The organism is Klebsiella sp. 141198 (genome assembly GCF_050600785.1).
In the GTDB taxonomy this organism is placed as follows: domain Bacteria; phylum Pseudomonadota; class Gammaproteobacteria; order Enterobacterales; family Enterobacteriaceae; genus Klebsiella; species Klebsiella aerogenes.
Genome location: NZ_JAQIRM010000007.1, coordinates 279,579 through 304,759, shown reverse-complemented (window position 1 = coordinate 304,759; position 25,181 = coordinate 279,579). Strand labels below are relative to the sequence as shown.

19 protein-coding genes and 1 tRNA gene are annotated in these 25,181 nt (G+C 53.3%); 8 read left to right on the top strand and 12 right to left on the bottom strand.

Annotated features, from left to right (window positions below):
* Positions 1–81: 81 nt before the first annotated feature.
* From PGR10_RS22750 to PGR10_RS22720, 7 genes are all read right to left on the bottom strand, one after another.
* Positions 82–3,144, bottom strand: coding sequence for a type I restriction endonuclease subunit R (locus PGR10_RS22750; RefSeq protein WP_430924145.1), 3,063 nt, complete (start codon positions 3,142–3,144; stop codon positions 82–84).
* Positions 3,145–4,350 (bottom strand): restriction endonuclease subunit S, encoded by a 1,206-nt coding sequence (locus PGR10_RS22745; RefSeq protein ID WP_080151413.1) that lies wholly within the window; start codon positions 4,348–4,350, stop codon positions 3,145–3,147.
* Complete coding sequence (locus PGR10_RS22740; protein ID WP_274920285.1) at positions 4,340–5,827, bottom strand: type I restriction-modification system subunit M; 1,488 nt, start codon at positions 5,825–5,827, stop codon at positions 4,340–4,342. Before PGR10_RS22740 ends, PGR10_RS22745 begins: the two co-directional genes overlap by 11 nt.
* 5 nt (positions 5,828–5,832) lie before the next feature.
* Positions 5,833–7,332: a type I restriction-modification system subunit M gene (locus PGR10_RS22735; RefSeq protein ID WP_430924144.1), complete on the bottom strand. Its 1,500-nt coding sequence runs from the start codon at positions 7,330–7,332 to the stop codon at positions 5,833–5,835.
* Positions 7,332–7,559, bottom strand: coding sequence for a helix-turn-helix domain-containing protein (locus PGR10_RS22730; protein ID WP_048216907.1), 228 nt, complete (start codon positions 7,557–7,559; stop codon positions 7,332–7,334). Before PGR10_RS22730 ends, PGR10_RS22735 begins: the two co-directional genes overlap by 1 nt.
* Before the next feature lie 248 nt (positions 7,560–7,807).
* Positions 7,808–9,067, bottom strand: coding sequence for a tyrosine-type recombinase/integrase (locus PGR10_RS22725; protein WP_430924142.1), 1,260 nt, complete (start codon positions 9,065–9,067; stop codon positions 7,808–7,810).
* Between the two features lie 198 nt (positions 9,068–9,265).
* Positions 9,266–9,350 (bottom strand) — tRNA-Leu (locus PGR10_RS22720).
* A 572-nt stretch (positions 9,351–9,922) separates the two neighbouring features.
* Here PGR10_RS22720 and PGR10_RS22715 point away from each other — a divergent pair.
* From PGR10_RS22715 to PGR10_RS22680, 8 genes are all read left to right on the top strand, one after another.
* Positions 9,923–10,567, top strand: a complete 645-nt coding sequence (locus PGR10_RS22715; RefSeq protein ID WP_430924141.1) for a carbonic anhydrase — start codon at positions 9,923–9,925, stop codon at positions 10,565–10,567.
* Complete coding sequence (locus PGR10_RS22710) at positions 10,564–12,033, top strand: SulP family inorganic anion transporter (protein WP_430924140.1); 1,470 nt, start codon at positions 10,564–10,566, stop codon at positions 12,031–12,033. The genes PGR10_RS22715 and PGR10_RS22710 overlap by 4 nt, the downstream gene beginning before the upstream one ends.
* Positions 12,034–12,146: 113 nt before the next feature.
* Positions 12,147–13,166 carry an NADPH-dependent aldehyde reductase Ahr gene (ahr, locus tag PGR10_RS22705; RefSeq protein ID WP_032709732.1) on the top strand — a complete coding sequence of 340 codons (1,020 nt, stop codon included), beginning with the start codon at positions 12,147–12,149 and terminating at the stop codon, positions 13,164–13,166.
* Between the two features lie 142 nt (positions 13,167–13,308).
* The gene (locus PGR10_RS22700; protein ID WP_015368525.1) at positions 13,309–14,181 is read left to right on the top strand and encodes a carbohydrate ABC transporter permease; all 873 of its coding nucleotides are present in this window, start codon (positions 13,309–13,311) and stop codon (positions 14,179–14,181) included.
* Positions 14,171–15,058 (top strand): carbohydrate ABC transporter permease, encoded by an 888-nt coding sequence (locus tag PGR10_RS22695; protein WP_430924139.1) that lies wholly within the window; start codon positions 14,171–14,173, stop codon positions 15,056–15,058. Before PGR10_RS22700 ends, PGR10_RS22695 begins: the two co-directional genes overlap by 11 nt.
* Before the next feature lie 10 nt (positions 15,059–15,068).
* Positions 15,069–15,893 carry a phosphodiesterase gene (locus PGR10_RS22690; RefSeq protein ID WP_113374811.1) on the top strand — a complete coding sequence of 275 codons (825 nt, stop codon included), beginning with the start codon at positions 15,069–15,071 and terminating at the stop codon, positions 15,891–15,893.
* Positions 15,894–15,898: 5 nt separating this feature from the next.
* A complete protein-coding gene (locus PGR10_RS22685; protein ID WP_213794701.1) occupies positions 15,899–16,972 on the top strand; it encodes an ABC transporter ATP-binding protein in 1,074 nt (357 codons plus the stop codon).
* Positions 16,965–18,275, top strand: coding sequence for an ABC transporter substrate-binding protein (locus tag PGR10_RS22680; protein WP_430924138.1), 1,311 nt, complete (start codon positions 16,965–16,967; stop codon positions 18,273–18,275). Before PGR10_RS22685 ends, PGR10_RS22680 begins: the two co-directional genes overlap by 8 nt.
* 101 nt (positions 18,276–18,376) lie before the next feature.
* Here PGR10_RS22680 and PGR10_RS22675 read toward each other — a convergent pair whose 3' ends face one another.
* The 5 genes from PGR10_RS22675 to iolD form a co-directional block, all read right to left on the bottom strand.
* Positions 18,377–19,873 (bottom strand): sugar porter family MFS transporter, encoded by a 1,497-nt coding sequence (locus PGR10_RS22675; RefSeq protein ID WP_015368530.1) that lies wholly within the window; start codon positions 19,871–19,873, stop codon positions 18,377–18,379.
* Between the two features lie 153 nt (positions 19,874–20,026).
* Entirely contained in the window at positions 20,027–20,926 is a 900-nt protein-coding gene (iolE, locus tag PGR10_RS22670) for a myo-inosose-2 dehydratase (RefSeq protein WP_430924137.1), read from the bottom strand.
* A 23-nt stretch (positions 20,927–20,949) separates the two neighbouring features.
* Complete coding sequence (locus PGR10_RS22665) at positions 20,950–21,834, bottom strand: sugar phosphate isomerase/epimerase family protein (RefSeq protein ID WP_015368532.1); 885 nt, start codon at positions 21,832–21,834, stop codon at positions 20,950–20,952.
* 41 nt (positions 21,835–21,875) lie between these two features.
* Positions 21,876–22,889, bottom strand: a complete 1,014-nt coding sequence (locus PGR10_RS22660) for a Gfo/Idh/MocA family protein (protein ID WP_335207057.1) — start codon at positions 22,887–22,889, stop codon at positions 21,876–21,878.
* 47 nt (positions 22,890–22,936) lie between these two features.
* A complete protein-coding gene (gene iolD / locus PGR10_RS22655) occupies positions 22,937–24,877 on the bottom strand; it encodes a 3D-(3,5/4)-trihydroxycyclohexane-1,2-dione acylhydrolase (decyclizing) (protein ID WP_430924136.1) in 1,941 nt (646 codons plus the stop codon).
* Between the last annotated feature and the right edge of the window lie 304 nt (positions 24,878–25,181).

Below are 25,181 nucleotides of genomic sequence, written 5' to 3'. Positions count from 1 at the left end.
ATAACCTCCCCATACTAGCTATTAAAGTAGATAAAAAACCACCTCCATAGAAGGTGGTTTAAATTTGATAATTAATTAAACTCAATAATGTCCCTCAATGTACCCATACGCCTTCCGGAACAACTCTTTATCTTTCCCTAGTCCAAACTGAGCCAAGGTCAGCAAAAGTGCCTTTTGGATTTCGCGAGGGCCACTGTTGGAGTTTTGCCAGCCATCAAAACGGGTAGCTTTGACGATTTTATCAATTTGCTCAACAACATCACCGATTAACTTAGGGGTAGTTTCTGGGCGTGTTTCGAGGAAAAGCTTGGTCAAAGCCTGTTTATTATCAGCTTCAGTTACTGGGCGCTCGCCCGTTTCGCGCTCGGCTTGTACGGTATCTTTCGCAGCATCCAACAGGCCTTTCAACCAGTCGATGGCCTTGATAACACCAGCTTCATAGTCCTGACGCAGTTTTTCCAGACGCTCGCCCAATGCCACAAATTTAGGATCATGACTGCCGCGCAAACGCCCCATAAGATCAATCTCCAGACGCTTGGCGCGTTGCTCCTGTTCTTTAGCGGTCAGGGTAAAAATAGCGTGCTCGTCCATGACCAACTCGTCAATATCATCGCGAATACGATTGATATCAGTATGCTCATGGATCATCTTGATTGTTTCAGGGCCAAGGGCAGCCCAAACAAGCGCACCAGTCTGCCCCACCGGACGCACCGATTCATAAATTTGCGCCAGCCATTTATAGTCTTGACGATAAGGGGTCAAAAAAGGGTCTGGGTTGATAGCTGACCATAACTTGGATAACACACCAAAGCTAGCTGCGAATTCATCACGCTTCTCGTTGGTTGGCAGGCATTCCTGCGCAGCCATAATGCCTTCAAAGCCTTCTATAGAACGATCTATACCAGGGAAGAAGGCCAGACATTTATTTAGTTGTAACGGCAATAGCTCTTTAAATGCCTCAATTCCCTCTACAACCCCTTCAATTTCTTCAGGGTTGTAGGCCAGAGCGGTACGCAGGTTTTCGAAAACGCCAAGGTAGTCGATAATTAATCCCATGTCCTTGCGTACAGCATCGGTTTCGTACAACCGGTTGGTTCGGCACATGGCCTGAAGAAGAGTATGATCGCGTAGAGGCTTATCGAGGTACATGCAGTAGCAAATTGGCGCATCGAAGCCCGTAAGCAGCTTGGCGGTAACGATGATAAGCTGTAACGGATGTTCAGGATCTTTAAAGCATTCAATCAGATCCTTCTGTACCTGCTCTTCCGCATCAATGTGCTGCCAGCGTTCGAAATCGGCTTGTTTAACAGGTAGCTCCAATTCGTCATGCCATTTGAGCCAGTCCTTATTGAGCTTATCTTTTTTGCCACCCTCTTCAACTTTAACCGGAGCCTGGTCAACGTTCATAACCACTTCAACCGCATCAAAACCGAGCTTTTCACCGAGCAAATAATACATCTGCACACAGGCTTCACGATCGTATACCACAACCATGCCTTTCATCTTTTTCGGCATAACATGGCCGGTAAAATGCTCAACAATATCATTACTCACCGCAGCCATGCGTCTGGGGGATTTCAGCATGATGGCCAGCTTGCCGGCGCGTCTGGACAATGCTGCTTTTTCTTCTTCATCCAGGTTGTTTTCGGTAGCCAGTTGCTCGAATTCTTCGTTGATAGCATCACGATCCACTCGGAGTTCAGCCAACCGAGGTTCGAATTTCACCGGGTTAGTCGCGCCGTCACGGATCGACTGCTTGTAGCTATAGCGGCTCATATAGCGACCAGGATCTTCTTCGGCACCGAACAACTTGAATGTATTACGATCAATGCCAGAAATCGGAGTACCCGTCAGGCCATAGAAGTGGGCATTGGGCAGCGCCCAGCGCATTTTCTCGCCTAACCCACCTTCCTGGGTACGGTGAGCTTCGTCAACCAACACAATGATGTTGTCACGGTTGTTCAAACCATTGGGGCTGCTATCATCAATTTCGATATCTTTAAATTTAAAGATGGTGGTGATCAAAATGCCACGGCTGTCTTGCTCAATGTATTCGCCCAACTTTTTGCAGCTTTGCACTTTAATCAGATTCTTAACGTCGGCTCCACCAAAGGTCTCGTTAATTTGGCTGTCCAGATCACGCCGGTCCACAACAATGAGTACCGTCGGATTTTTTAACGCATTATCGGCACGCAGCATTTTAGCGGCGTAAAGCATCAACAAGGATTTACCCGATCCCTGGAAATGCCAAATCAGACCTTTTTTTGGATAGCCTCTGCGAACACGCTCAACAATTTGTTTTGCTGCTTCAAATTGCGGATAACGCGGCAGGAATTTAACGCGTTTGGGTGGAGTATTTTTGCCCGTTTTGACGGTTGAAAATAATGCGAAAGATTCCAGTAACTGCAATAAGGTTTGCGGATTTAACAAACTCTCGCAGCTGTTTAGTACCGATGCTAATCCTGGTAAAATCTCATCACGAAGCTCAGTATTATGCCATGGCCCCCAGTCTTTAACTCGGGCATTAATTGCGCCATAGGCAAAGGTTTTTCCTTCGCTGGCAAAGCACAGTAAGTTAGGGACAAAGAAAGATTCAACATTTTTCCAGTAGTACTTTTTGCCGCCCATAAAGTCGGCGGCACCGTCTTGCCAGGTTACGCTAGGGCGTGTTGCGGTTTTAACTTCGCCTACAACTAGTGGTATACCGTTCACATAAAGGACAATATCAAAATAGACTTCAGTGGCCGCGATATAGTGGACCTGCTGTGCCACCACAAAGTGGTTATTTTCTATATTGTCAAAATCAATCAGATTGATGGTGATATGGTCGCCATTCTTGCCAAAAGGCAAGGTTTTTTCAGCCATCAGCCATTCCTGGAAGTTTTCATTGGCCTTTACCAGACCGGTATGGCGGGCCTCTAAAATCACTCCCCGAAGTTTATAGATCACCTCATCAGCATAGTCAGACTGTCTGCCGATATCAGGGTTTAACGAACAAAGCGCGTCTTTTAGCCACTCATCAACGAAGATATCCTGCGCTTGTTTAGGCAGATTTTCTCCGTGGCAGTATGTCCACTTGACTCCGCTTAAACCTTTTAAACGGTCGATAATTCCATTTTCTGTGACGGTTTGTTCGTTAAACATTTATTCAGCCCTTAATTTTTCACTTAAATACTCTGAATTTAATTTAGCTACATTATTCACATGATGCTTATACAACCCTCTGAATATAAATAAATCTGAAAAAATAGATATTATTTCCTTTTGCTCCTCAAGAGAAGGCAGAAGCACCGGTAGATTTTCAATTTCGCTTTGACTAATTGTGGTCATAGTTGTCGTTTGAGCCACACATAAAAAATACTTTCTTGCCCAGGGTGAAAGGGCATAAATATACAAATATTCTGGTAAAATATTATCAATATCAACATTTACTCGGATAAAATGACAATCAAATGTTGAAGGCTTATCTTCATTTAAAACAAGGTATGGCCATCCAATTCCATTTTTAACTAACGAGGAACGGTTGAAAAGAATATCTCCTTTCTTTAAGCGATATTTTTCAAAATCCCTTTTAGAACAGCTAATTGACTCCCGCTGATCTTCATTAGAATATGAGTTTACATAGCCATCAACAACATTAAGAAATAAACATGTAACTTGACCATCAGTACCATCCTTAACAAACTGTCCATTCTGAGGTTTACTGATTAATAACTCCTTAAGTTTTTTTATTTCACAATTAGATGTTGACAATATTTTTGTTGGGAACTTTTTGCTATCATAAATCCCAAAGCGTTTTTTGAAAACATCTAAATACTGGGTGTTAATTAAATGTTCTTGTGCATCAATTAATCCATCAGTTGCTTTAACTACAAGATTAGAAACCTTAATTTGTTCAAATAATTTTCTTTTCCCATTTAAATCAGGAAGAGTTAACTGAAAATTGGCAAGAGATTTAAATTTGGTTCTCGGAGAGAGTGAACCAGATGAAGTTTGAATTGCCCAAGCCCAAAAATCATTGGACTGAACTATAAATGGGAACAAATCAACAACATCGCTGTTGGGTTCCATGACAATAATATCACCAGAACAAATGCCATCAAATTCGGCTATAGCTGCTTTTTTTAAATAGGGGCGACGCTTACCAAATAACACATGTCCTTTTTTAAAAACACGAGTAAAGCTAGGATTATCATCTTCAATGTTTCCCCAACGTTTTATTTTCAAAGAGCCAGAGTCTAGATGCTCCAAACCAATATACCGTTTGTAACCATCAGCAACAGGACTTTTAGAGGTAAGCTTCACTTCCCGGCAAATATCCCCAAACTTAACAATACGCTTAACAGTCATTTTTCCTCACCTCATAACCTAGCTGTGAGAGATTGTCCAATAATCTATTCGTCTGTTTTTTTAATTTCAAACGACTAATTTTCCATGCCTCAATGGCATGCTGCAGGCCATATATTTCGTCAGCACCTTGTGACTCAACATATAATGGAATCGACAAGTTGTAGAGATTGCCTTTTATTTCTTGAACATCCACCAAAGCTGCAATATCGCGTTTTTCCTGAGGGTTAAAATAAGCTTCGCATAACACCGACAAATCGTTATCAGATAAACTGCTATGAGCACGTTCACGGGTGACATGCTCAACCCCGTTGATAAACAACACTTTGTTTTTGCGTTCAGCTGGCTTATTGCAATTAAGCACCACCACGCAAGACTCCATCGGAGAGTTGTAGAATAAATTCGGGCCTAACCCAATCACCGCTTCAATGATGTCCGATTCAATCACCTGTTTACGAATGGCCTGCTCAGAATCACGGAACAGAACACCGTGTGGCCAGAGCATGGCAGCGCGACCGGTATCTGGCTTCAGGCTTTTAATGATATGGGTGTAAAACGCATAATCAGCACAGCCCTGCGGTGGCACGCCATAAAGGTTTCGACCATACGGATCGGCAGCAAACTTGTCACGATTCCATTTTTTGATGGAGTACGGCGGGTTAGCAAAAATCACATCAAACTGCTTGAGCCGATCGTTTTCAATAAACTTCGGCTCAGCCAAAGTGTCACCGCGCAACACATCAAATTCTTCGATATCGTGCAAGAACATATTCATACGGGCGATTGCGGAGGTCAGCAAGTTCACTTCCTGCCCATAGAGATGCACAGAGCGCCACTCTTCCCCTCTTGAACGAAGATCCATCACTGCATTTAGCAGCATCCCTCCAGTACCGCACGTCGGATCATAGGCTGTTTCACCCGGTTTTAAGCCCATAATGCGCGTCATTAAATGCACGACTGTTCGGTTGGTGTAGAACTCTGCTGCCGTATGGCCGGAATCATCAGCGAACTTTTTTATCAGGTATTCGTAGGCCTCACCAAGATCATCCTGGGCGACAGATTTAATACCTAGCGGAATTTTACTGAAATGTTCAATCAGATCAGCCAGCAGATGATCGGGCAGGCGCTCTTTATTGGTCCACTGCGCATCACCGAAGACGCCATGTAAACGCGGGTTATTGGCTTCAATTAGTCGAAGCGCATTCTGGATCGCTTCACCAATGTTTTTACTGGTATTGCGGACCTTTTCCCAACTGGCTTCAACTGGAATGTTGAAACGGTGAAACATCGGCATGGCGGCATATTCGGCATCGCCTTCATGGAGCTCCATCGCCTCGTTATATTCTTCCAGATAGACATCTGACAGGCGTTTATAAAATAGCAAGGGGAAGACATACTGCTTGTAGTCTGATGCGTCGATTTGGCCGCGAAGAAACTCAGCAGCTCCCCAGAGCAGCTCTTCCAGCTTTTTATTACTCATGGTACTCATACCTCGAACCCTTCTTTGATAAGCAGGGCTTCCAGCTCCTCTTCTGCTTTTTTCAGCTTAGCCAGATTCCGTTGAAAATTTTTGAGCGCTTCTTCCACAGTAATGGTTTCTTCTTCGAGTGGTTTTTGCACATAACGAGCAATATTAAGATTGAAGTCATTCTCTTCAATCTCCTTCAGAGGTACCCAGCGCGCAACGCCTTCGATGTCTTTTGCATCCGGTCCCTGTTGAGCAAGGCCATGGTAAATTTGGTATATGTCATCAGCCTGCTTGTTGGACAGCGTATTCTGCGCACGCCCTTTGGTATAGATTTCTTCAGCATTGATGATCAATACATGATCTTTATGCGTTGCCGGGCGTGATTTACGCAGCACTAAAATACACGCAGGAATCCCAGTCCCATAGAACAGGTTGGAAGCGACACCAATAATCGCCACAATGCGATTTTCTTTCAGCAATTTGGTTCGTATTACTCCCTCTGCGCCGCCACGAAACAGCACACCATGAGGTAACACGACAGCCATACGTCCATTGTCGTTAAGTGAAGCAAACATATGCTGCACCCAAGCAAAATCACCATTTGTTTTAGGCGCCAGACCATATTGCTTACGGCCATAGGGATCGTTCGACCACAGATCGTATCCCCATTCCTTCAAGCTAAATGGTGGGTTGGCAACAACGCAGTCGAAGGTTTCTAAACGATCGCTTTGTAAAAACTTAGGTTCACGCAGCGTATCCCCGCGAACAATATCGAAATCCTCCTGACCGTGCAGGAACAGGTTCATTCGCGCGATGGCTTCGGTAGTCAGGTTTTTTTCCTGACCTTTAATTTTTAGCAAGCGCGGATCGCCACCGTTTTCTTTTACATGGTGGATAGTTTCAAGCAGCATACCACCAGTACCACAGGCGGGATCGTAGACACTCTCACCAGCTTTTGGATCAAGAATGTTAACCATCAAGCGAACAATAGTACGTGGGGTGTAGAACTCACCAGCTTTCTTGTTAGCTTTATCAGCAAAACGTTTGATCAGGTACTCGTATGCGCGCCCCATATCATCATCACGGACACTGGCAACGCCGAGATTCACCTTATTGAAGTGATTAAGTAACGTAGCCAGTAACTCATCAGAAAGGCGTTCTTTATTGGTCCAGCTGGCATCGCCAAAAATGCCATGCAGTTTAGGGTTTGCCAGTTCTATACCACGGAAAGAGTCTTTTAAAGCCTGACCAATGTCTTTGGTCTCGACGAAAACATCACGCCAGTGGCAATTTTCAGGTATCTGAATGCGGTGAAACATCTTCCCCTTGGCAAGCTCTGCATCCCCAACGCTCTCCATCGCATCGGCAAATTCTTCGTCATATACGTCACAAATGCGCTTGAAGAACAGGATTGGGAAAATGTACGTTTTGTAATCTGACGCATCGATAGGCCCGGTGATAATATGGGCAGCATGCCAAAGATGGGCTTCGAGATCTTTTAGGTTAATCAGTGTCATTAATTTTTCTCTGAACGATTCTGCGAAGCAGGAACCTTTTGCAGTAAATCGTGTATTTCACAGTCAAAAAGCACGCAAAGCCTTTCTAATGTATCCAGGTCAACCTTCTGAGCCGTCTCTTTATAAAGCAAAGTGATAGTGTTGCGACTCAGGCCAGTTTCCCTGACAACATCGGCTATTCGCATCTTATGTTCGCCCATGAGCCGAGCAAGATGGCAGCGGATCATAATGGTCCTTATCGTTGTGCTTAACGATGCAAATCGTATCCCAAAATGCGAAAAAAGCAAAAAAAATTCAAGCTGAAATGAAATTACATCAGTTGGGAAAACATTGAACGTATGGACAGTAAAACATGCATATTCAACATTTTTAAATTCAGGATACATGTCGGGCATAAATACCCGACATAGGTTCCAGTGAGATCATATGCCAATTAGCGACACTTTGGCCTGCAGGAACTTATAACTAATCATTGCTATCGTTTTTTGTCTTTAGAGTATTCAAATGGACTCACCCTCTTCTCACGGTTCGCATCCAGGTAATCCGCCCACCACTGCAGCATTAGCCTACGCTCCCCCAGATGCTCCGCTTTATGGATGTAAGCCGCTCGCACAGAATTTCGTTCCTGATGACTCATCTGCCGCTCCACCGCATCCCTCGACCACAATCCCGATTCAATCAAAGAACTACACGCCATCGTCCTGAAACCATGCCCACAGACTTCCGTTTTCGTGTCATAACCCATCACTCTCAGCGCCTTGTTCACCGTGTTTTCACTCATAGGTTTACGCGGATCGTGATCGCCCACAAAGATCAGCTCACGGTTTCCACTCATGCTTTTGATCTTTTGCAAGATAGCGAGAGCTTGTCGCGACAAAGGAACAAGATGTGGAGTACGCATCTTCGAACCACGTTGAGAATGCTTAACTCCTTCCAGTGGCTCACGCCCGCCCGGAATCGTCCACATAGCCGTTTCAAAATCCACTTCTGTCCAGCGAGCAAAACGTAACTCGCTCGAACGAATGAAAACCAGTAACGTCAAATCCACAGCTAACCGCGTTAATGGTCTGCCGGTGTAGTTATCAATGCGATGGAGTAACTCAGGAATGCGGTTGAGATCTAGCGCAGCACGATGCTTTCGTTTAGCTGTTGCGATCGCACCAGCGATCTCTTGTGCAGGATTGTAATCAATTAAGCCGTTCTGTACCGCAAAGCGCATTATTGCCGTTGTTCGCTGTTGAAGACGCGCAGCCACTTCAAGGCGTCCTGACTTTTCCACTGCTTTAATTGGGACCAGTAAGTCACGAGTACCAATATCTTTGATATTTCGCTTCCCAACTGAAGTAAATAAATTGTCTTCGAGGCTTTTCAATACACGAGCACTATGCGATGCAGACCACTTCTGATTGCTGGCGTGCCACTCTCTGGCTACCACTTCAAACGTTATTGCCTCTTGCTCCTGCTCTACCTTAACGGCTTTCTTGTTCTCACTGGGATCGACGCCATTAGCTAACAGTTTACGGGCTTCATCCCGGCGTGCCCGGGCATCCGCCAGCGAGACTTCGGGGTATTTTCCCAGTGCCAGCATCTTCTCTTTACCGCCAAAGCGATAACGTAGCCGCCAGTATTTTGAGCCGTTAGGGTGAACCAGCAAAACCATGCCATCACCGTCAGTCAGTTTGTAGGCTTTTGCTTCAGGCTTTGCCGAACGAACCTTCACATCACTCAGAGCCATGATGAGTATCCTTTCAAGGGTTCTGTGTGGGTACAAACATTATCGAACCGGGATATACCCGCAGTTGTACCCGCATCAGTAAGTTGATGTAGATTGAATCAGGTTGACTTAGGTTGAGTGAAAAAGCGAGGAAAGCCTTGCGGATACTGGATTTCAGGCACAAAAAAAGACGTCCGTTGACGTCTATTGATGTTCCGATGGTGCCGAAGGCCGGACTCGAACCGGCACGTATTTCTACGGTTGATTTTGAATCAACTGCGTCTACCGATTTCGCCACTTCGGCACTGAAGGGATACGGAAAACGTTTTGGATTATACCTGTCGATAGCCGCCATGCAAGCGACAGCGTGCATCAGTAGTGCTAAGTGTTGAAAAAAACAGCGCAATCCCACAAACGAGCGGTGTGGCGTCACATTTTTCAGCCATCAATGCGCAGCAAACCGGCTCCCTGGCCTTCGCTTCCCTGCCCCTACTGCCAACACATCACCAATTCCGCCCCAATTTTTCTCAAATCCATCTCACCTCCCCCCTCATCGCGCCAACGTTTTATCGCCGCCCACCATAAGTATTTACGCTTCCTCGAGCACTCAATATAAGATTCCAGAATAATTAATGTAATTAATTTATATATTCCATAAAAAACTACTCCATCGCTTTTTCTTATTACCGCAATCCTTAAGAATTTATTAATTACGCCAATATTTTTATAACTTTACATTAATGAAAAGTTTTGTTCTCACTCTTTATTCCAGGATTTTCCTCAGGCGTGAAAGTTCCGGTAAATACTATTTTTACTAGTCGCTGTACGAGTCTCGATGGACATCTTCACTCGGTGAATTTAATCAGGAGAAAGACTGTGACTACCTTAAAACCTTTACTGGCGCGTAACCGCAGCTGGGCGCTGCAGAAGTGCCAGCATGACCCGGAATATTTTGAAAAACTGGTAGCCGGGCAGCGGCCACATTCGCTGTGGATTGGCTGCTCCGATAGCCGCGTTCCCGCCGAAGTGCTCACCGGCAGCCATCCCGGCGAACTCTTCGTCCACCGTAATATCGCTAACATGATTGACCCCGCCGACGACAACTTTATGAGCGTATTACAATATGCCCTCCACTATCTCGAGGTCGAACGGGTGGTGCTCTGCGGCCACTACGGCTGCGGCGGCGTTCAGGCGGCGCTCTCGTTGCCGCAGATGCCGCTAGCCCGTGAGTCCTCGGCGCTGGCCCGCCGCATCGGCTCGCTGCGCGATACCCTGCAGGGTGATATCGCTAATCTGACACCCACTGACACTGACACTGTCACCGACGCGGCCGAAGCGCTTAATGCCCTGGTGGAGGCCAACGTTCGCGCCCAGTTCAGCCGCCTGCTTGACTGCGATCCCGTACAGACGCTGCTCGCCAGCGGACGGCCGCTCAGCCTGCACGGCTGCGTCTACGATCTGGCATCCGGCCATCTGACCACCCTCGTCGAACACCTCTCACCTCAGGAGCATGCCCCATGAATACTCTTCGTCAGGACTCTCTCGCAGGCATTGTCGTCTTCCTTGTCGCCCTGCCGCTGTGCCTCGGCATCGCCCAGGCCAGCGGCTTACCGCCCTTTGTCGGTCTGCTGACCGGTATCATCGGCGGCCTGGTCGTCACCGCCCTCAGTCCCTCCCGCTTCGCCGTCAGCGGCCCCGCCGCCGGACTGGTCACCATCGTCGTCGCCGCCATTGAATCCCAGGGTTCCTTCTCCGTCTTCCTGATGGCGCTGGTGCTGGCCGGCGTGCTGCAGTTGCTGTTCGGCATCCTGCGGGCCGGGCGCTTTATCTCGCTGGTTCCCGCCAGCGTCATCAAAGGCATGCTGGCGGCGATCGGCATCCTGCTGATTATGCAGCAGATCCCCGTTGCGCTCGGCACGGCGGAAGAGACCGGGCTTGCCGATGTGGTTCAGGGCAATGCCGCTTTCTCCCTCAGTGCTATCGCCGTCGCCCTGGGCGGCCTACTGGTGCTATGGCTGTGGGGTTCGCCGCTTATCCGCCGGGTGAAGAGCCTGCGCTGGATCCCCGGCCCGCTGATCGCTGTCCTGCTCGGTTGTGTCACCACCGTAATAATGACCCAAGCCGCGCCGCAGCAGCTTGCCGCTCTGCCTCGCATTACCCTGCCGGAGTTCGGTAGCCTCGGCGATCTGCTGGGCGAGCTGGAGTCTCCTGCGTGGAGCGCGTGGCGTAATCCGTCGGTGTGGATAGTGGCGTTGACCCTCGCACTGGTCGCCAGCCTCGAAACCTTGCTCAGCCAGGAGGCGCTGAAAAAACTGCGTCCGCAAAATCCGCCGCCTTCGCCGAACCGCGAAATGGTCGCCCAGGGCGTCGGCAACCTGCTCTCCGGGGTACTCGGGGCGATGCCGATCACCGCGGTCATCGTCCGCAGCTCGGTCAACGTCAGCAACGGCGCGCAGAGCAAACTGTCGATCTTTATCCACGGCGTGCTGCTACTGATCTGCGGACTGTGGTTTAGCGGCCTGCTGACGTTAATCCCACTCGCCAGCCTCGCTGCCGTGCTGCTGTACACCGGCTATAAGCTGGCGACGCCGCGGCTGTTCATTGAACAGTTCCGCCAGGGCGCCGCGCAGTACGTCCCTTTCCTTGCCACCATTGGCGGGATTATCGGCTTCGGCATGCTGGCGGGGATCGGGATTGGCCTCGCCACCCAGGTGGCATTCAGCATCTGGCGTAGCCATCGCCATTCGCTGCAATTGGCCCGTTACGACGACCACTACGTGCTGCGCATCCAGCAGAACCTGACCTTTTTACACAATCCACATCTGCTGGCCCTGCTGGCGAAAATTCCGGAAAAGAGCGTGGTGATCGTCGAGCACGATAACGTCGGCTATCTTGACCCGGATGTACAGGCGGTGCTGGATGATTTTGCCGAGAGCGCGCCGCAGCGCGGCATCCGCCTCAATCAGTGGCCGCTTGCCAGCCGCTGACCGTCTCCCGGGCGGCTGGTCCGCCCGCTTATCCACCCCTCCTAATGCCAAGCGACGCCTGTTGCCATGCTCTACACTTTCTTCGTTACTACGCCAACCCCAAGGAAACAAACATGAGCATCATTAAAAGTTACGCCGCCAAAGAAGCGGGCGCCGATCTGTCGCTGTGGGAGTACGATGCCGGCGAACTGTTGCCGGAAGATGTTGAAGTCGAAGTGGAGTACTGCGGGATTTGTCATTCGGACCTGTCGATGATCGACAACGAATGGGGCATGTCGAGCTACCCGCTGGTCGCCGGACACGAGGTGATTGGCCGGGTGGCGGCGCTGGGCAGCGCGGCGCAGGATAAAGGGCTGAAGATTGGTCAGAAGGTCGGGATCGGCTGGACAGCACGCAGCTGCGGCCACTGCGACGCCTGTATCAGCGGCAATCAGATCAACTGCCTGGAAGGCTCGGTACCGACCATTATGAACCGCGGCGGCTTCGCCGATAAGCTGCGCGCCGACTGGCAATGGGTGATCCCGCTGCCGGAGAGCATCGATCTGGCTTCCGCCGGCCCGATGCTGTGCGGCGGCATCACCGTCTTCAAACCGCTGCTGACCCACCACGTGACCGCCACCAGCCGCGTCGGCGTGATTGGTATCGGCGGCCTCGGCCATATCGCGATTAAACTGCTGCGGGCGATGGGGGCGGAAGTGACCGCTTTCAGTTCCAACCCGGCGAAAGAGCAGGAAGTGCTGGCAATGGGTGCCGACCGGGTGGTGAACAGCCGCGATCCGCAGGCGTTAACCGCGCTGGCCGGTCAGTTCGATCTGATTATCAACACCGTAGCGGTGGATCTCGACTGGCAGCCGTACTTCCAGGCGCTGGCTTACGGCGGCAACTTCCACACCGTCGGCGCTGTGATGAAGCCATTCCCGGTACCGGCCTTTACCCTTATCGGCGGCGACCGCAGCATCTCCGGCTCGGCGACCGGTAACCCGTCCGAACTGCGTAAGCTGATGAAATTTGCCGGGCGTAGCAAAGTGGCGCCAACCACCGAACTGTTCCCGATGTCGCAAATTAACGAAGCGCTGAAACACGTGCGCGAAGGCAAAGCCCGCTATCGCGCGGTACTAAAAGCCGACTTCTGATTGTTCTTTATCGCCGGGCGTCCCGTGCGCCCGGCGCTTTTCTCCTTGCTTCATCAAACCGTCATCTCCCCGCCATTCCTCTGTAGTCATCACTTCCCACAATCCGGGCTTCCATAAACGCCTGAACGAGACGCCCGTCACCATGAATAAGCGCTGGCTCCCCTGGCTGATACTGTCGCCTTCCCTGTTGTTTTTACTGCTGTTTACCTGGTTTCCGCTTGGCCGTTCGGTCTATGACAGCCTGTTTGATACCCGCATGGCCAGCGACGGCGCACAGTACGTCGGGCTGGATAACTTCGCCCGCCTGTTTGCCGACGGCGTTTTCTGGCAATCGCTGGTCAATAATCTGCTCTATATCCTGCTGACGGTGGTACCCGGCGTGACGCTCGCTCTGCTGCTGGCGGTGGCGCTGAGCGAGAATCACCGCGTCAACCGCTGGCTGCGCACCGCCTTTTTCTTCCCGATGATTATCCCGATGGTTAGCGCCGCCGCGCTGTGGCTGTTTATTTTTATGCCCGGCCTCGGCCTGCTCGATCACTATCTGGCGAAGCTATTTGGCCCTCAGAACAACAACTGGCTGGGGCGCAGCAACAGCGCGCTGCTGGCGCTGGCGCTGATTGGCGTGTGGAAATTCGCTGGCTACTACATGCTGTTTTTCCTCGCCGGGCTGCAGAGCATTCCGGCCTCAACGCGGGAAGCGGCGCTGATGGAAGGGGCCAGCCGCACCCAGGTGTTTTTTAAGGTCACGCTGCCGCTGCTGCGCCCGACGCTGAGCTTTGTTATCACCACCGCGCTGATTTACTCCATTACCCAGATTGATCACGTCGCGGTGATGACGCGCGGCGGGCCGGATAACGCCACGACCGTGCTGCTCTATTACATCCAGAATCTCGCCTGGGATACCCATGACCTCGGCAAAGCCTCCGCCGCCACCTTCCTGACGCTGGCCGGGCTGTTTGCCTTCTCGCTGATTAACCTGAAATTGCTGGAAAAAGGAGCCCACTATGAGCGCTGAAATCTCGCCGCTGATGGTCCGCTCGCCCGCCGCTGCGCGTCCGCTGTGGTTGCGCCTGCGTCGCTCACAGCCCTTTACCCTGACGGTAATCATGTGCTGCCTGGCGCTGCTATGGGTGAGCCCGTTTATCTGGATGCTGGCGACCTCGTTCAGCGCCACCACCTTCGGCGAAGATATGGCCTCATTGCTGCCGCGCCTGCCGCTGACCCTCGATAACTTCCGCGACGCCTGGGACAGCGCCGACTGGCTGAACCTGTACGCCAACACCCTTATCTTTACCTTCGGCACTTTCTTCGTGCAGCTACTCACCATCACCACCGCCGGCTACGTCTTCGCCTGCCACGAATTTCGCGGCAAGAAAATGCTATTTCTGCTGTTTCTCGTCCAGCTGATGATCATGCCGGTGGTGATGATGGTGCCGAACATGCTGACCCTGAAAACCTTCGGCCTGCTCAACACTCTGACCGGCGTGATGATGCCTTACTTTACCTCGGCGTTCGGCGTGTTTCTGATGCGCCAGGCGTTCCTCGCCATCCCGAAAGAGCTGGAAGAGGCGGCGCTGATGGAGGGATGCCGCTGGTGGCAGGTGCTATTCCGCGTACTGCTGCCGATGTCCTGGCCGTCGGTGCTGGCCTTCGCCACCGTCAGCATTACCTACCACTGGAACGAGTACCTGTGGCCGCTGATGATGCTCAACGATCCCGATAAGCAGGTGCTGACTGTCGGGCTGGTCTCTTTCGCCATGGGCGCTGAATCCGGCGGCCAGTGGGGCACCATCGGCGCCGGGACGCTGATGGTCTGCCTGCCGCTGATGCTGGCATTCATCCTTTTCCAGAAACAGTTCCTGCGAAGCTTCGGCTTCTCCGGGATCAAATAAGGAGTTATTCATGCTGTTAGCGCACATTTCCGATACCCATTTCCGCAGCCGCGGCGAGAAGCTGTACGGCTTTATCGACGTCAACGCCGCCAATGCTGATGTGGTTTCTCAACTTAACGCGCTGCGCGAACGCCCGGATGCGGTGGTGGTGAGCGGCGATATCGTCAACTGCGGCCGTCCGGAGGAGTATCAGGTCGCCCGCCAGATCCTCGGCAGCCTGAACTATCCGCTGTATCTCATCCCCGGCAACCACGATGATAAAGCGCTGTTTCTGGAGTACCTGCAGCCGCTGTGCCCGCAGCTCGGCAACGATGCCAATAATATGCGCTATGCGGTTGACGACTTCGCTACCCGCCTGCTGTTTATCGACTCCAGCCGCGCCGGCACTTCAAAAGGCTGGCTGACCGACGAGACCATTAGCTGGCTGGAAGCGCAGCTGTTCGACGGCGGCGACAAACCGGCAACGGTGTTTATGCACCACCCGCCGCTACCGCTGGGCAACGCGCAGATGGACCCGATTGCCTGCGAAAACGGCCACCGTCTGCTGGCGCTAGTGGAGCGTTTCCCGTCGCTGACGCGCATCTTCTGCGGCCATAACCATAGCCTGACCATGACCCAGTATCGCCAGGCGCTGATCTCCACCCTCCCCGGCACCGTCCATCAGGTACCGTACTGCCACGAAGACACTCGTCCGTATTACGATCTCTCGCCGGCTTCGTGCCTGATGCACCGCCAGGTCGGCGAGCAGTGGGTAAGCTACCAGCACTCGCTGGCCCACTACGCCGGGCCGTGGCTGTACGACGAAAACATCAGTTGTCCAACGGAAGAGCGCTAACCGCCATGCTCAGTCTGCAAAACATCAGTAAACATTTCGACGGTAAACCGGCGCTCAGCGCGCTGTCGCTTGATATTCACGAAGGCGAATTTGTGGTGCTGGTCGGCCCCTCCGGCTGCGGTAAAAGCACCCTACTGCGCCTGCTTGCCGGGCTGGATCAGGTCAGCGAAGGCGAAATCTGGTTGCATGATGAGAACATCACCGACACCACGCCGCGCGAGCGCAATTTTGCGATGATCTTCCAGAACTATGCGCTGTTTCCACATCTTTCGGTGCGCGACAACATCACCTTCGGCATGAAGGTACGCAAGGAAGAGAAAAGCGGCTGGCAGTCGCGGGTAGATAAAGTCGCGCAGATGCTGCAGCTGGAGGCGCTGCTCGATCGCAAACCGGCGAAGCTCTCCGGCGGCCAACGGCAGCGGGTAGCGATGGCGCGGGCGATCGTGCGTAATCCGCGGCTGTTCTTAATGGATGAACCGCTGTCCAACCTCGACGCCCGCCTGCGCAGCGAAGTCCGCGACAGCATTATGGACCTCCACCAACAGTTGAAAACCAGTACCGTCTACGTCACCCACGATCAAACCGAGGCGATGTCGATGGCCGACCGCATCGTGGTGATGAACGGCGGCCACGTGCAGCAGGTGGGGCGGCCAGAGTATCTGTATGCCAACCCGGCCAATCTGTTCGTGGCTGGATTTATCGGTTCGCCGGCAATGAATCTGCTATCGCTACCCTGCGTTGACGGTAACGTTCAGCTTGGCGAACTACGCCATCCGCTACCGTCGCGCCACCGCAGCCAGACCCGCGTCTGGCTTGGCATTCGCCCGGAACATATTACCGACCGCGTGGAGCAAGGCCATCTGCGCCTGCCGGGCACCGTCCTGCAACGAGAACTGATGGGAGCCGATTATCTGCTCCACGTCAGCACCCCGATCGGCACCCTGCGCTTCAGCCGTCGCCACCGCGGCGCAGTGCCGGAAAAAGGCGAATCGCTGATCCTCGGCTTCTCGCCTGCCGATGTGCATCTTTTTCATGCTGAGACCCAGCATAATTTACTGATGGAGTGTAATCATGTTTAAACCCCTCACCGCCCTGACGGTTGGGCTCAGCCTCGCTCTGAGCGGCGCGGCGCTGGCGAAAGAGAAAATAGACTTTATGTTTCCGGCCCCGGTAGACGGCAAGCTGACGATGGAGATGACCCGCGTTATTAAAGCGTTCAACGACTCGCAGCAGGATGTCGAAGTACGCGGCATCTTCACCGGCAACTATGACACCACCAAGATCAAAGCCGAATCCGCACAGAAGGCCGGACAACCGCCGGCGCTGGTGATCATGTCCGCCAATTTCACCACCGATCTGGCGCTGAAGGGTGAGATCCTGCCGATGGACGAACTGTTTAAATATGGCGATCAAAAGGCCGGCGATTTTCTGCAAAAGGAGTTCTGGCCCGCGATGCATAAGAACGCCCAGGTGATGGGCACCACCTATGCGATCCCATTCCATAACTCGACGCCAATCCTCTACTACAACAAGACGCTGTTCGATCGGGCTGGGATCGCCCAACCACCGCAGACCTGGGCCGAGCTGCTGGCCGATGCAAAAAAGCTGACCGACGAGAGCAAAGGCCAGTGGGGGATCATGCTGCCGTCGACCAACGACGACTACGGCGGCTGGATCTTCTCGGCGCTTGTGCGGGCCAACGGCGGTAAATATTTCAATGAAGACTATCCGGGTGAGGTTTATTACAACTCGCCGACCGCTATCGGCGCTCTGCGCTTCTGGCAGGATCTGATCTACAAAGACAAAGTGATGCCTTCCGGGGTACTGAATTCGAAGCAGATCAGCGCCACATTCTTCTCCGGCAAGCTCGGAATGGCGATGCTCAGCACCGGCGCGCTGGGCTTTATGCGCGAGAACAGTAAAGATTTTGAACTCGGTGTCGCCATGCTACCAGCCAAAGAGCAGCGCGCGGTGCCGATCGGCGGCGCCAGCCTGGTGAGCTTTAAAGGCATCAACGACGCGCAGAAGAAAGCGGCCTACCAGTTCCTGACTTATCTGGTGAGCCCGCAGGTGAACGGCGCGTGGAGCCGCTTTACCGGCTACTTCTCGCCGCGCAAGGCTTCTTACGATACGCCGGAGATGAAAGCATATCTGCAGCAGGATCCACGGGCGGCGATCGCCCTTGAACAGCTGAAGTACGCGCATCCGTGGTACTCCACCTGGGAGACCGTCGCCGTGCGTAAGGCGATGGAGAACCAGCTGGCGGCGGTGGTCAACGATGCCAAAGTAACGCCGGAAGCTGCGGTACAGACGGCGCAGAAGGAAGCTGACGCGCTAATGAAACCTTATGTTGATAAGACCGCGCTGGGAGAAGTGAAGTAGCGCAGGTCTGTAGCGGGGCGCCCGGCTTGCGACGTAAACGCCCAGGCCGGGTGACCAACCGCCCCCAGCGTAGAATGCGCCGGGGAGATTTTGTCGAAGCCTTAGATTTTATCCGCCTGCGACGAAGCCCAGGATTTACGCGCGTAGGCTTTTCCCGCCGGGCTGGTATCCAGCTTCTCACGCAGATAGTGTTCGATCTGCTCAAGGCTGCGATTGCGCGTTTCCGGCACGCATTTGATCACGAAGATCGCGCCGAAGATACCGATTGCCGCAAAGATAAAGAAGGTTCCGGAGAGGCCGACCCACGACAGTAGCATCGGGAAGAACAGCGAGATCAGGAAGTTGGCAATCCACATTGAGAACACCGCCCCGCCCATAAACATCCCGCGCATCCGGGTTGGGAAAATTTCCGACAACAGCAGCCAGGTCACCGGTGACAGCGCTCCCTGCTGGAAGCTCAGGAACAGCAGCATTCCCGCCAGTACCATATAGGCGCGCAGCGCATCCGGCTGACCATTGACCGTTTCCGGCAGCAGGTAGCTCACCGCGCCGATAAACACCAGGCAGGCGGTACAGCCGAACTGGCCGATCATGGTCATCGGGCGACGGCCTATCTTCCCCAGCATCCAGATGCCGACAAAGGTCATCAGCACCGAAACCACGCCGTTGGCAATGGTGGCGAACAGCGCAGCGTTATCGGTCATACCGACCGAGGTCAGCACCGTCGGCGCATAGTACATAATGGTATTGACGCCGGTAAGCTGCTGAATAACCGCCACGCCGATACCGATCATGAACAGCTTAAACAGCCACGGGGTCATGATTTCACGAATTTTTGGCTTACCAAGATTGCGCTGCTCGTCGAGAGTTTCCGTAATCTCCATTAGCTCCCACTCGACATCATCTTTACGCCGCGTACGCTCCAGCACCCGGCGCGCTTCCGCCAGCCTGCCTTTCATCGCATACCAGCGCGGGGTATCCGGCATAAACATCATGCCAAACCATAGCAGCACGGCTGGTAGCGTCGCCACCGCCAGCATCCAGCGCCAGGTACTTTCACCGCCCCACAGCTCATGGAAGGTGGCGTTAGAGATATAGGCCAGCAGCTGGCCAGAGACGATCATCAGTTCCTGCAGCGTGACCAGTTGCCCGCGTTTGTTGGCGGGCGCCATCTCAGCGATGTAAACCGGCACCGTTGCCGCCGCGCCGCCAACCGCTACGCCGAGAACCAGGCGGAAGAAAATCATCCAGTTGACGTCCGGCGCGAGGGCGGTTCCGACCGCGCCGATAGCGAAGATCACCGCCAGCCAGAGGATGATTTTCTTTCTGCCTGCGGCGCTGGCCAGATGACCAGAAAGCAGTGCGCCGAATGCGGCGCCGAACAGCAGCGAGCTGGTCACAAGCCCGGTGGTAAACGGCGTGAGATGCAGTTCCTTACCCATAAAAAGCAGGGCGCCGGAAATCACCCCGGTGTCGTAGCCAAAGAGTAAACCGCCTAAGGTCGCAATCAACGCGACGATCTTAACAAACGGCGTTGCCGGGGCGTCGCTATTCGGCCCCGACGCTTTATTGAGTGTGAGATATTGTTCCTGTGACATAGAAGACTCCAGTAACCTACCTTGTAGGGGGAAGATATGCTCTTGTCTGAATACAGAGGCCTCCTGCCTCACGGACGTGTCGTTCTCGTGTGGTTCTCTTGAGGTTTAGAAAAAGCGGGCCACGCAGCTGTGTGGCCCGAAATGCATCAACGATCAGATTCCTGCCGTTTCGCGGATGTATTTACGCGCCTTTACGGCGTATTCGAAGGGGTTCGCCAGCGCGGGGTCTTGTTCGGCTTCCACCACCATCCAGCCCTTGTAGCCGTAGTCATCCAGCAACTGGAAGACCGGACGGAAATCTATTTCGCCATCTCCCGGTACGGTAAAGGTGCCTTTCTTGACGCCGTCGAGGAATGAGAGCCCTTCGCGGCGCACCTGCTCGATCACCGCGGGGCGGACGTCTTTCAGATGCACGTGGTTAATGCGCGGCAGATATTTTTTCAGGATTGCCAGCATCGGCGCCTCGCCGCCTTCCGAATACCAGGCGTGACCGGTGTCGTAGAGCAGGAAGACGCGTTCATCCACCAGCGACATAAACTTGTCGATCTCCGCGGTAGTCTGAATGCCGGTGCCCATATGGTGATGCAGGCAAACCTGCATCCCCTTTTCTGCCGCCAGCTTGCCAAGCGCGTTATAACCTTCGGCTACCCGCTGCCACTCTTCGTCGCTAAAGCAAGGTTTTACATCGCCGAGAATCGGTTTATCGAGCCCCTGGATACTGCCACTTTGCTCAGAGCAGCCAATCACCTTCGCGCCCATCGCATGGAGAAAATTCATGTGATTAACGAATTCATCGATGGTTTTTTCTTTTTGGCCATTCGCGAAGAAGGTGCTGAACCAGGCGTTGCAAATTTGCATGCCGCGAATATCCAGCATCGGCTTCAGCACCGCCAGATCGCGCGGATATTTGCTGCCGACTTCGCTGCCGGTAAACCCGGCCAGCGCCATTTCGCTGACCGTTTGCTGGAAGGTGTTTTCGCTTCCCAGCTCAGGCATATCGTCGTTAGTCCAACCGATAGGGGCGATAGCCAGTTTGACATTGTCTTTGTTCATTTTGATGCTCCTGCCGCCGCGCCTTACCGGCGCAGCAGTTCACGTTCTATAAGTTCACGCGTTTCCACGGCCTGGTATTTCATCTTTTCCGGGTAACCAAACAGCGAGGTGCAGACGATCGGTTCACCGCCAACTTTGAAGGTCTGTTCAGCGAAGCGCATATCGCGCAGGGTGCGGAACAGGGCATCGAAATCGACATCCCCCTCACCGACGCCGACGTGCTGGTGTACGGCGGCGTCAACGCCCGGCGGATTAACGATATAGCGGCAGTGTTTGGTGTGGTTGCGGGTATCGGCAATCAGCACGTGCGACAGGTCCTGACCGGCATAGCGCAGCATCTTCTCAACTTCACCTTTGCCTTTGTCGTAGAAGAAGGTGTGCGGCACGCTGTAGACATACTTCACGTTGTCGCTGCGAAAGGACTTCACGATATCCACCGTCTCGTTGTTTTCTTCGCAGAAGTCCCACGGGTGGGCCTGGATTTCGACGCGGATACCTTCACGTTCGAATATCGGCAGTAATTCTTCCATCGAGCGGTAAAACATTTCTTCGCAAATTTCCGGCTGGTTAGGATCGCCGGAAAATTCGGTATTGATAACCTGCACGCCCATCTCCACCGCCACTTCGATTAACCGCTTCCAGTTCTTCACCGCCGCCTGACGACGCAGTTCATCCGGGCCGGACCAGCGATATACGCAGATGAACGAGGAGAGCTCAACGCCGTTGTCGCGCAGCGCCTGCTTGTACTCGGCCATGATCTCTCGGCTGGCGCGCGGATGTTTGTAGAACGGATTAATCTGCGGGTGCGGCGATTGCTCAATGTATTTGTAGCCCCACTCGGCCACCTGCTGGACCATTCTGGTGATCCCGAGATCGCGAATCACATCGACATCAAAAGCAATTTTCATCGTCGTTACCTGTTTGAAACGTTACGTCGGTGAAGGAGGATTTAGCGTTGGTAGAATGCCGGGCATTCAGGCAGCGTCACGGCTACCGGTTCGTTACACTCCTGCGCTTTCAGACAGGCGTCGGCGGCAACCGATGCCGCATAGCCGTCCCAGGCTGAGGGGCCCTGCAGCTTGCCGGCTTTCACATCATTGATAAATGCCTGCAGTTCGACGTCGTAGGCTTTGATGAAACGGTCTTTCCAGTCGGTGAGGATGGCGGTAGACAGGCTGGCGGCTTTACGCATCTCCACCGCCGACGGTTCCGGCAGGCGCGCAATGCCCGTTTCGCCAACGACTTCGCACTGGATGTCGTAGCCGTACTGGCAATTTACGAAGACTTCGACGTCGATCAGGGTGCCCTTTTTCGTTTCAAACGAGACTATCTGAGGGTCTTTCAGCCGCGCATGGGTATGGGAGGTCGAGCGCGGGAAGCGTACCTGTACGGAGCGGTAGTCGTCATTTAGCAGCCAGCGCAGCACGTCCAGCTCGTGGATCAGGGTGTTGGTGATCGCCATATCGGTGGTGTAGTTCTCGCCGACCGACTGGTTGCGGTGGGCGCAGCGCAGCATCAGCGGCGCGCCGATATCGCCGTCATCAATGACTTTCTTCAGCGCCAGATAGCCTTCATCGTACGGGCGCATAAAGCCGACCTGCACCAGGCGACGCCCGGCTTTCATTTCAGCATCAACGATGCGGCGGCAGCCTTCCGCGCTCATCGCCAACGGCTTTTCGCAAAAGACGGGCTTACCGGCCTCAATAGCCGCCAGGGTGTACTCTTCATGGGTTGGATCCCAGGAGGTCACCAGCACGGCGTCAACGTCGCTGGCTTTAATCACATCATGACCGTCGGCGTAGACTTCCGCCTGCACGCCCGGCAGCGCTACTGCCGCACGGGCGTTATCGGCGTTGATATCGGAAACGGCGACCACGGTCGCCCCCTGTAGGACCTGGGTGCAGCGACGGATATGTTCTTTACCGATGGCGCCTGCGCCGATGACACCTAATTTGAGTGACATGATGGTTCTCTCCGTAGTTCTGTAGGGTTCAGGGTTCGTGTTCTTTGTTAGTAATCCCGCGCCTGGGCGCGTTTTTCATTAATCATTTCAGCGACTTTACGGATACGTTCCGACAGCGCCGTCTGCGCCACGCCAACGTTCCACCAGCTACCGTATTTGTGGACCATGGTTTTCGGCAGTACTTTAATGTCGATAAGCGTGCTGACGGTTTCACGGCGAGCGGCATCCAGCGCGTGGCGAAGCTCATCGAGGGTGGTGACCCGCCAGGTCTTGCAGCCGTAGCCGGAAGCAATCGTGGCGAAATCCACCGGTACCAGCCCGCCCTGCAGCTGGCCGTTTTCCGCCGAGCGGTAGCGAAACTCGGTGCCGAAGCTATCCATACCGTGTTCCAGTTGTAGGTTGTTGATGCAGCCGTTCGCCATGTTGTCGAGCAGAATGACGTTGATCTTCGCCCGCTCCTGCAGGGAGGTGACCAGCTCAGAGTGCAGCATCATGAAGGAGCCATCGCCGACCAGCGAATAGACTTCGCTCTGCGGCTGCGCCAGCTTAACGCCTAGGGCGGCGTTGACCTCATAGCCCATGCACGAGTAGCCGTACTCGACGTGATAGGTATTCGGCGCGCGGTTGCGCCAGACGCGTTGTAAATCCCCCGGCAGGCTGCCCGCCGCCGCCACAATGACCGCATCCGCCGCCAGCGACTCGTTCAGCAGGCCAAGAACGCTGCTTTGCGTCAGGGTGGAATCCGTGATTTGACGGAATTCGCGATAAACCGATTCACGGTCAATATGGTCGTCAATTTCTGGTACGAAATCCTTTTCCTGCCAGACCGCCTGATAGACGCGCTGGGTCTCTTTCATCTGCCGGCTCTGGACGCTTGCAATCTGCGCGCCCCATTCTGCCTGCCAGGGCTCGTTCGACAGCGCAGCGCTGAGCGCGCTGAGCGCCTCGCGGGCGTCCGCCAGCATTGGGATGCCGTCCAGCTTCCAGGCATCAAAATTACTGACGTTAACGTTAAGGAAGCGCACGCCAGGGGATTGGAATATCCATTTCGAGGAGGTGGTGAAATCGCTAAAACGCGTGCCGATACCGATGACCAGATCGGCTTCTTTCGCCAACAGGTTGGCAGCCAGACAGCCCGTTTCGCCAACGCCGCCGACGTTCAGCGGATGCGATGAAACCACCGTGCCCTTTCCGGCCTGCGTTTCCGCAAACGGGATGTCGTAACGTTCGGCGAAGCTCACCAGCGCTTCGCCTGCCGCGGAATATTTCACGCCGCCGCCGCAGACGATGAGCGGTTTACGGCTGGCTTTAATTGCCGCTACCGCATCCGCCAACTGCGCCGCGCTTGGCGGACGGCGATCCAGACGGTGGACGCGGCGGGCAAAAAAGGACTCGGGATAATCCCAGGCTTCACCCTGCACGTCCTGCGGCAGACACAAGGTGACGGCGCCGGTTTCCGCCGGATCCGTCAGCACGCGCATGGCATTAATGCAGGCGCTCATGAGCTGTTCCGGGCGTGTAATTCGATCCCAGTACTTACTCACCGCGCGAAATGCGTCGTTAGTCGTGATACTCAGATCGTGGCTCTGTTCGATTTGCTGCAGCACCGGGTCCGGCTGGCGGGTGGCGAATACATCGCCCGGCAGTAATAACAACGGGATACGGTTGGCTGTCGCCGTCGCCGCGGCGGTGATCATGTTGGCCGCCCCGGGACCGATAGAAGAAGTGCAGGCAATGATCTGCCGGCGCAGTGATTGACGGGCAAAGCCGGTGGCCGCATGGGCCATGCCTTGTTCATTACGCCCCTGGTAAACCCGCAGTTCGCCGCTGTTCTCTTCCAGCGCCTGGCCTAAGCCCAACACGTTGCCGTGACCAAAAATAGCGAAAATCCCTTTCACGAATTTCTGCGCTTCGCCGTCCACCTCCAGATACTGGTTATCAAGGAACTTCACCAGCGCCTGCGCCATTGTCAGTCTCAGTTTGCCCATGTTGCCTAATCCTTATCGTTCAGTATTTGTCGTGTGAGTTAGCGCTTTGCTCGCCAGAGAAGATGGCGTTGGTGAGGGAAAGCCGTTAACGTCCACTGGAATATTTTTGGATTATAGGCAAACATTTTTTTCATTAAACACAAATACAGAAGAAATGTTTCATTTTGCGAGAAGGATCAAACTCTCTACCCATTTCACACGTTTCACTTACATCTCCTTCGCGAGCAGGTTTCCAAACGAAAGGGTGAATATAAGATTATCTACATGAAAATTATGGATAATATTAATATTAAAAAAAGGGAAA

Bases quoted from the DNA above. Each gene is read 5' to 3' on its own strand.
- PGR10_RS22750 (WP_430924145.1), bottom strand. From the start codon at position 3,144: ATGTTTAACGAACAAACCGTCACAGAAAATGGAATTATCGACCGTTTA.
- PGR10_RS22745 (WP_080151413.1), bottom strand. From the start codon at position 4,350: ATGACTGTTAAGCGTATTGTTAAGTTTGGGGATATTTGCCGGGAAGTG.
- PGR10_RS22740 (WP_274920285.1), bottom strand. From the start codon at position 5,827: ATGAGTAATAAAAAGCTGGAAGAGCTGCTCTGGGGAGCTGCTGAGTTT.
- PGR10_RS22735 (WP_430924144.1), bottom strand. From the start codon at position 7,332: ATGACACTGATTAACCTAAAAGATCTCGAAGCCCATCTTTGGCATGCT.
- PGR10_RS22730 (WP_048216907.1), bottom strand. From the start codon at position 7,559: ATGATCCGCTGCCATCTTGCTCGGCTCATGGGCGAACATAAGATGCGA.
- PGR10_RS22725 (WP_430924142.1), bottom strand. From the start codon at position 9,067: ATGGCTCTGAGTGATGTGAAGGTTCGTTCGGCAAAGCCTGAAGCAAAA.
- PGR10_RS22710 (WP_430924140.1), top strand. From the start codon at position 10,564: ATGAATACTCTTCGTCAGGACTCTCTCGCAGGCATTGTCGTCTTCCTT.
- ahr (WP_032709732.1), top strand. From the start codon at position 12,147: ATGAGCATCATTAAAAGTTACGCCGCCAAAGAAGCGGGCGCCGATCTG.
- PGR10_RS22700 (WP_015368525.1), top strand. From the start codon at position 13,309: ATGAATAAGCGCTGGCTCCCCTGGCTGATACTGTCGCCTTCCCTGTTG.
- PGR10_RS22695 (WP_430924139.1), top strand. From the start codon at position 14,171: ATGAGCGCTGAAATCTCGCCGCTGATGGTCCGCTCGCCCGCCGCTGCG.
- PGR10_RS22690 (WP_113374811.1), top strand. From the start codon at position 15,069: ATGCTGTTAGCGCACATTTCCGATACCCATTTCCGCAGCCGCGGCGAG.
- PGR10_RS22685 (WP_213794701.1), top strand. From the start codon at position 15,899: ATGCTCAGTCTGCAAAACATCAGTAAACATTTCGACGGTAAACCGGCG.
- PGR10_RS22680 (WP_430924138.1), top strand. From the start codon at position 16,965: ATGTTTAAACCCCTCACCGCCCTGACGGTTGGGCTCAGCCTCGCTCTG.
- PGR10_RS22675 (WP_015368530.1), bottom strand. From the start codon at position 19,873: ATGTCACAGGAACAATATCTCACACTCAATAAAGCGTCGGGGCCGAAT.
- iolE (WP_430924137.1), bottom strand. From the start codon at position 20,926: ATGAACAAAGACAATGTCAAACTGGCTATCGCCCCTATCGGTTGGACT.
- PGR10_RS22665 (WP_015368532.1), bottom strand. From the start codon at position 21,834: ATGAAAATTGCTTTTGATGTCGATGTGATTCGCGATCTCGGGATCACC.
- PGR10_RS22660 (WP_335207057.1), bottom strand. From the start codon at position 22,889: ATGTCACTCAAATTAGGTGTCATCGGCGCAGGCGCCATCGGTAAAGAA.
- iolD (WP_430924136.1), bottom strand. From the start codon at position 24,877: ATGGGCAAACTGAGACTGACAATGGCGCAGGCGCTGGTGAAGTTCCTT.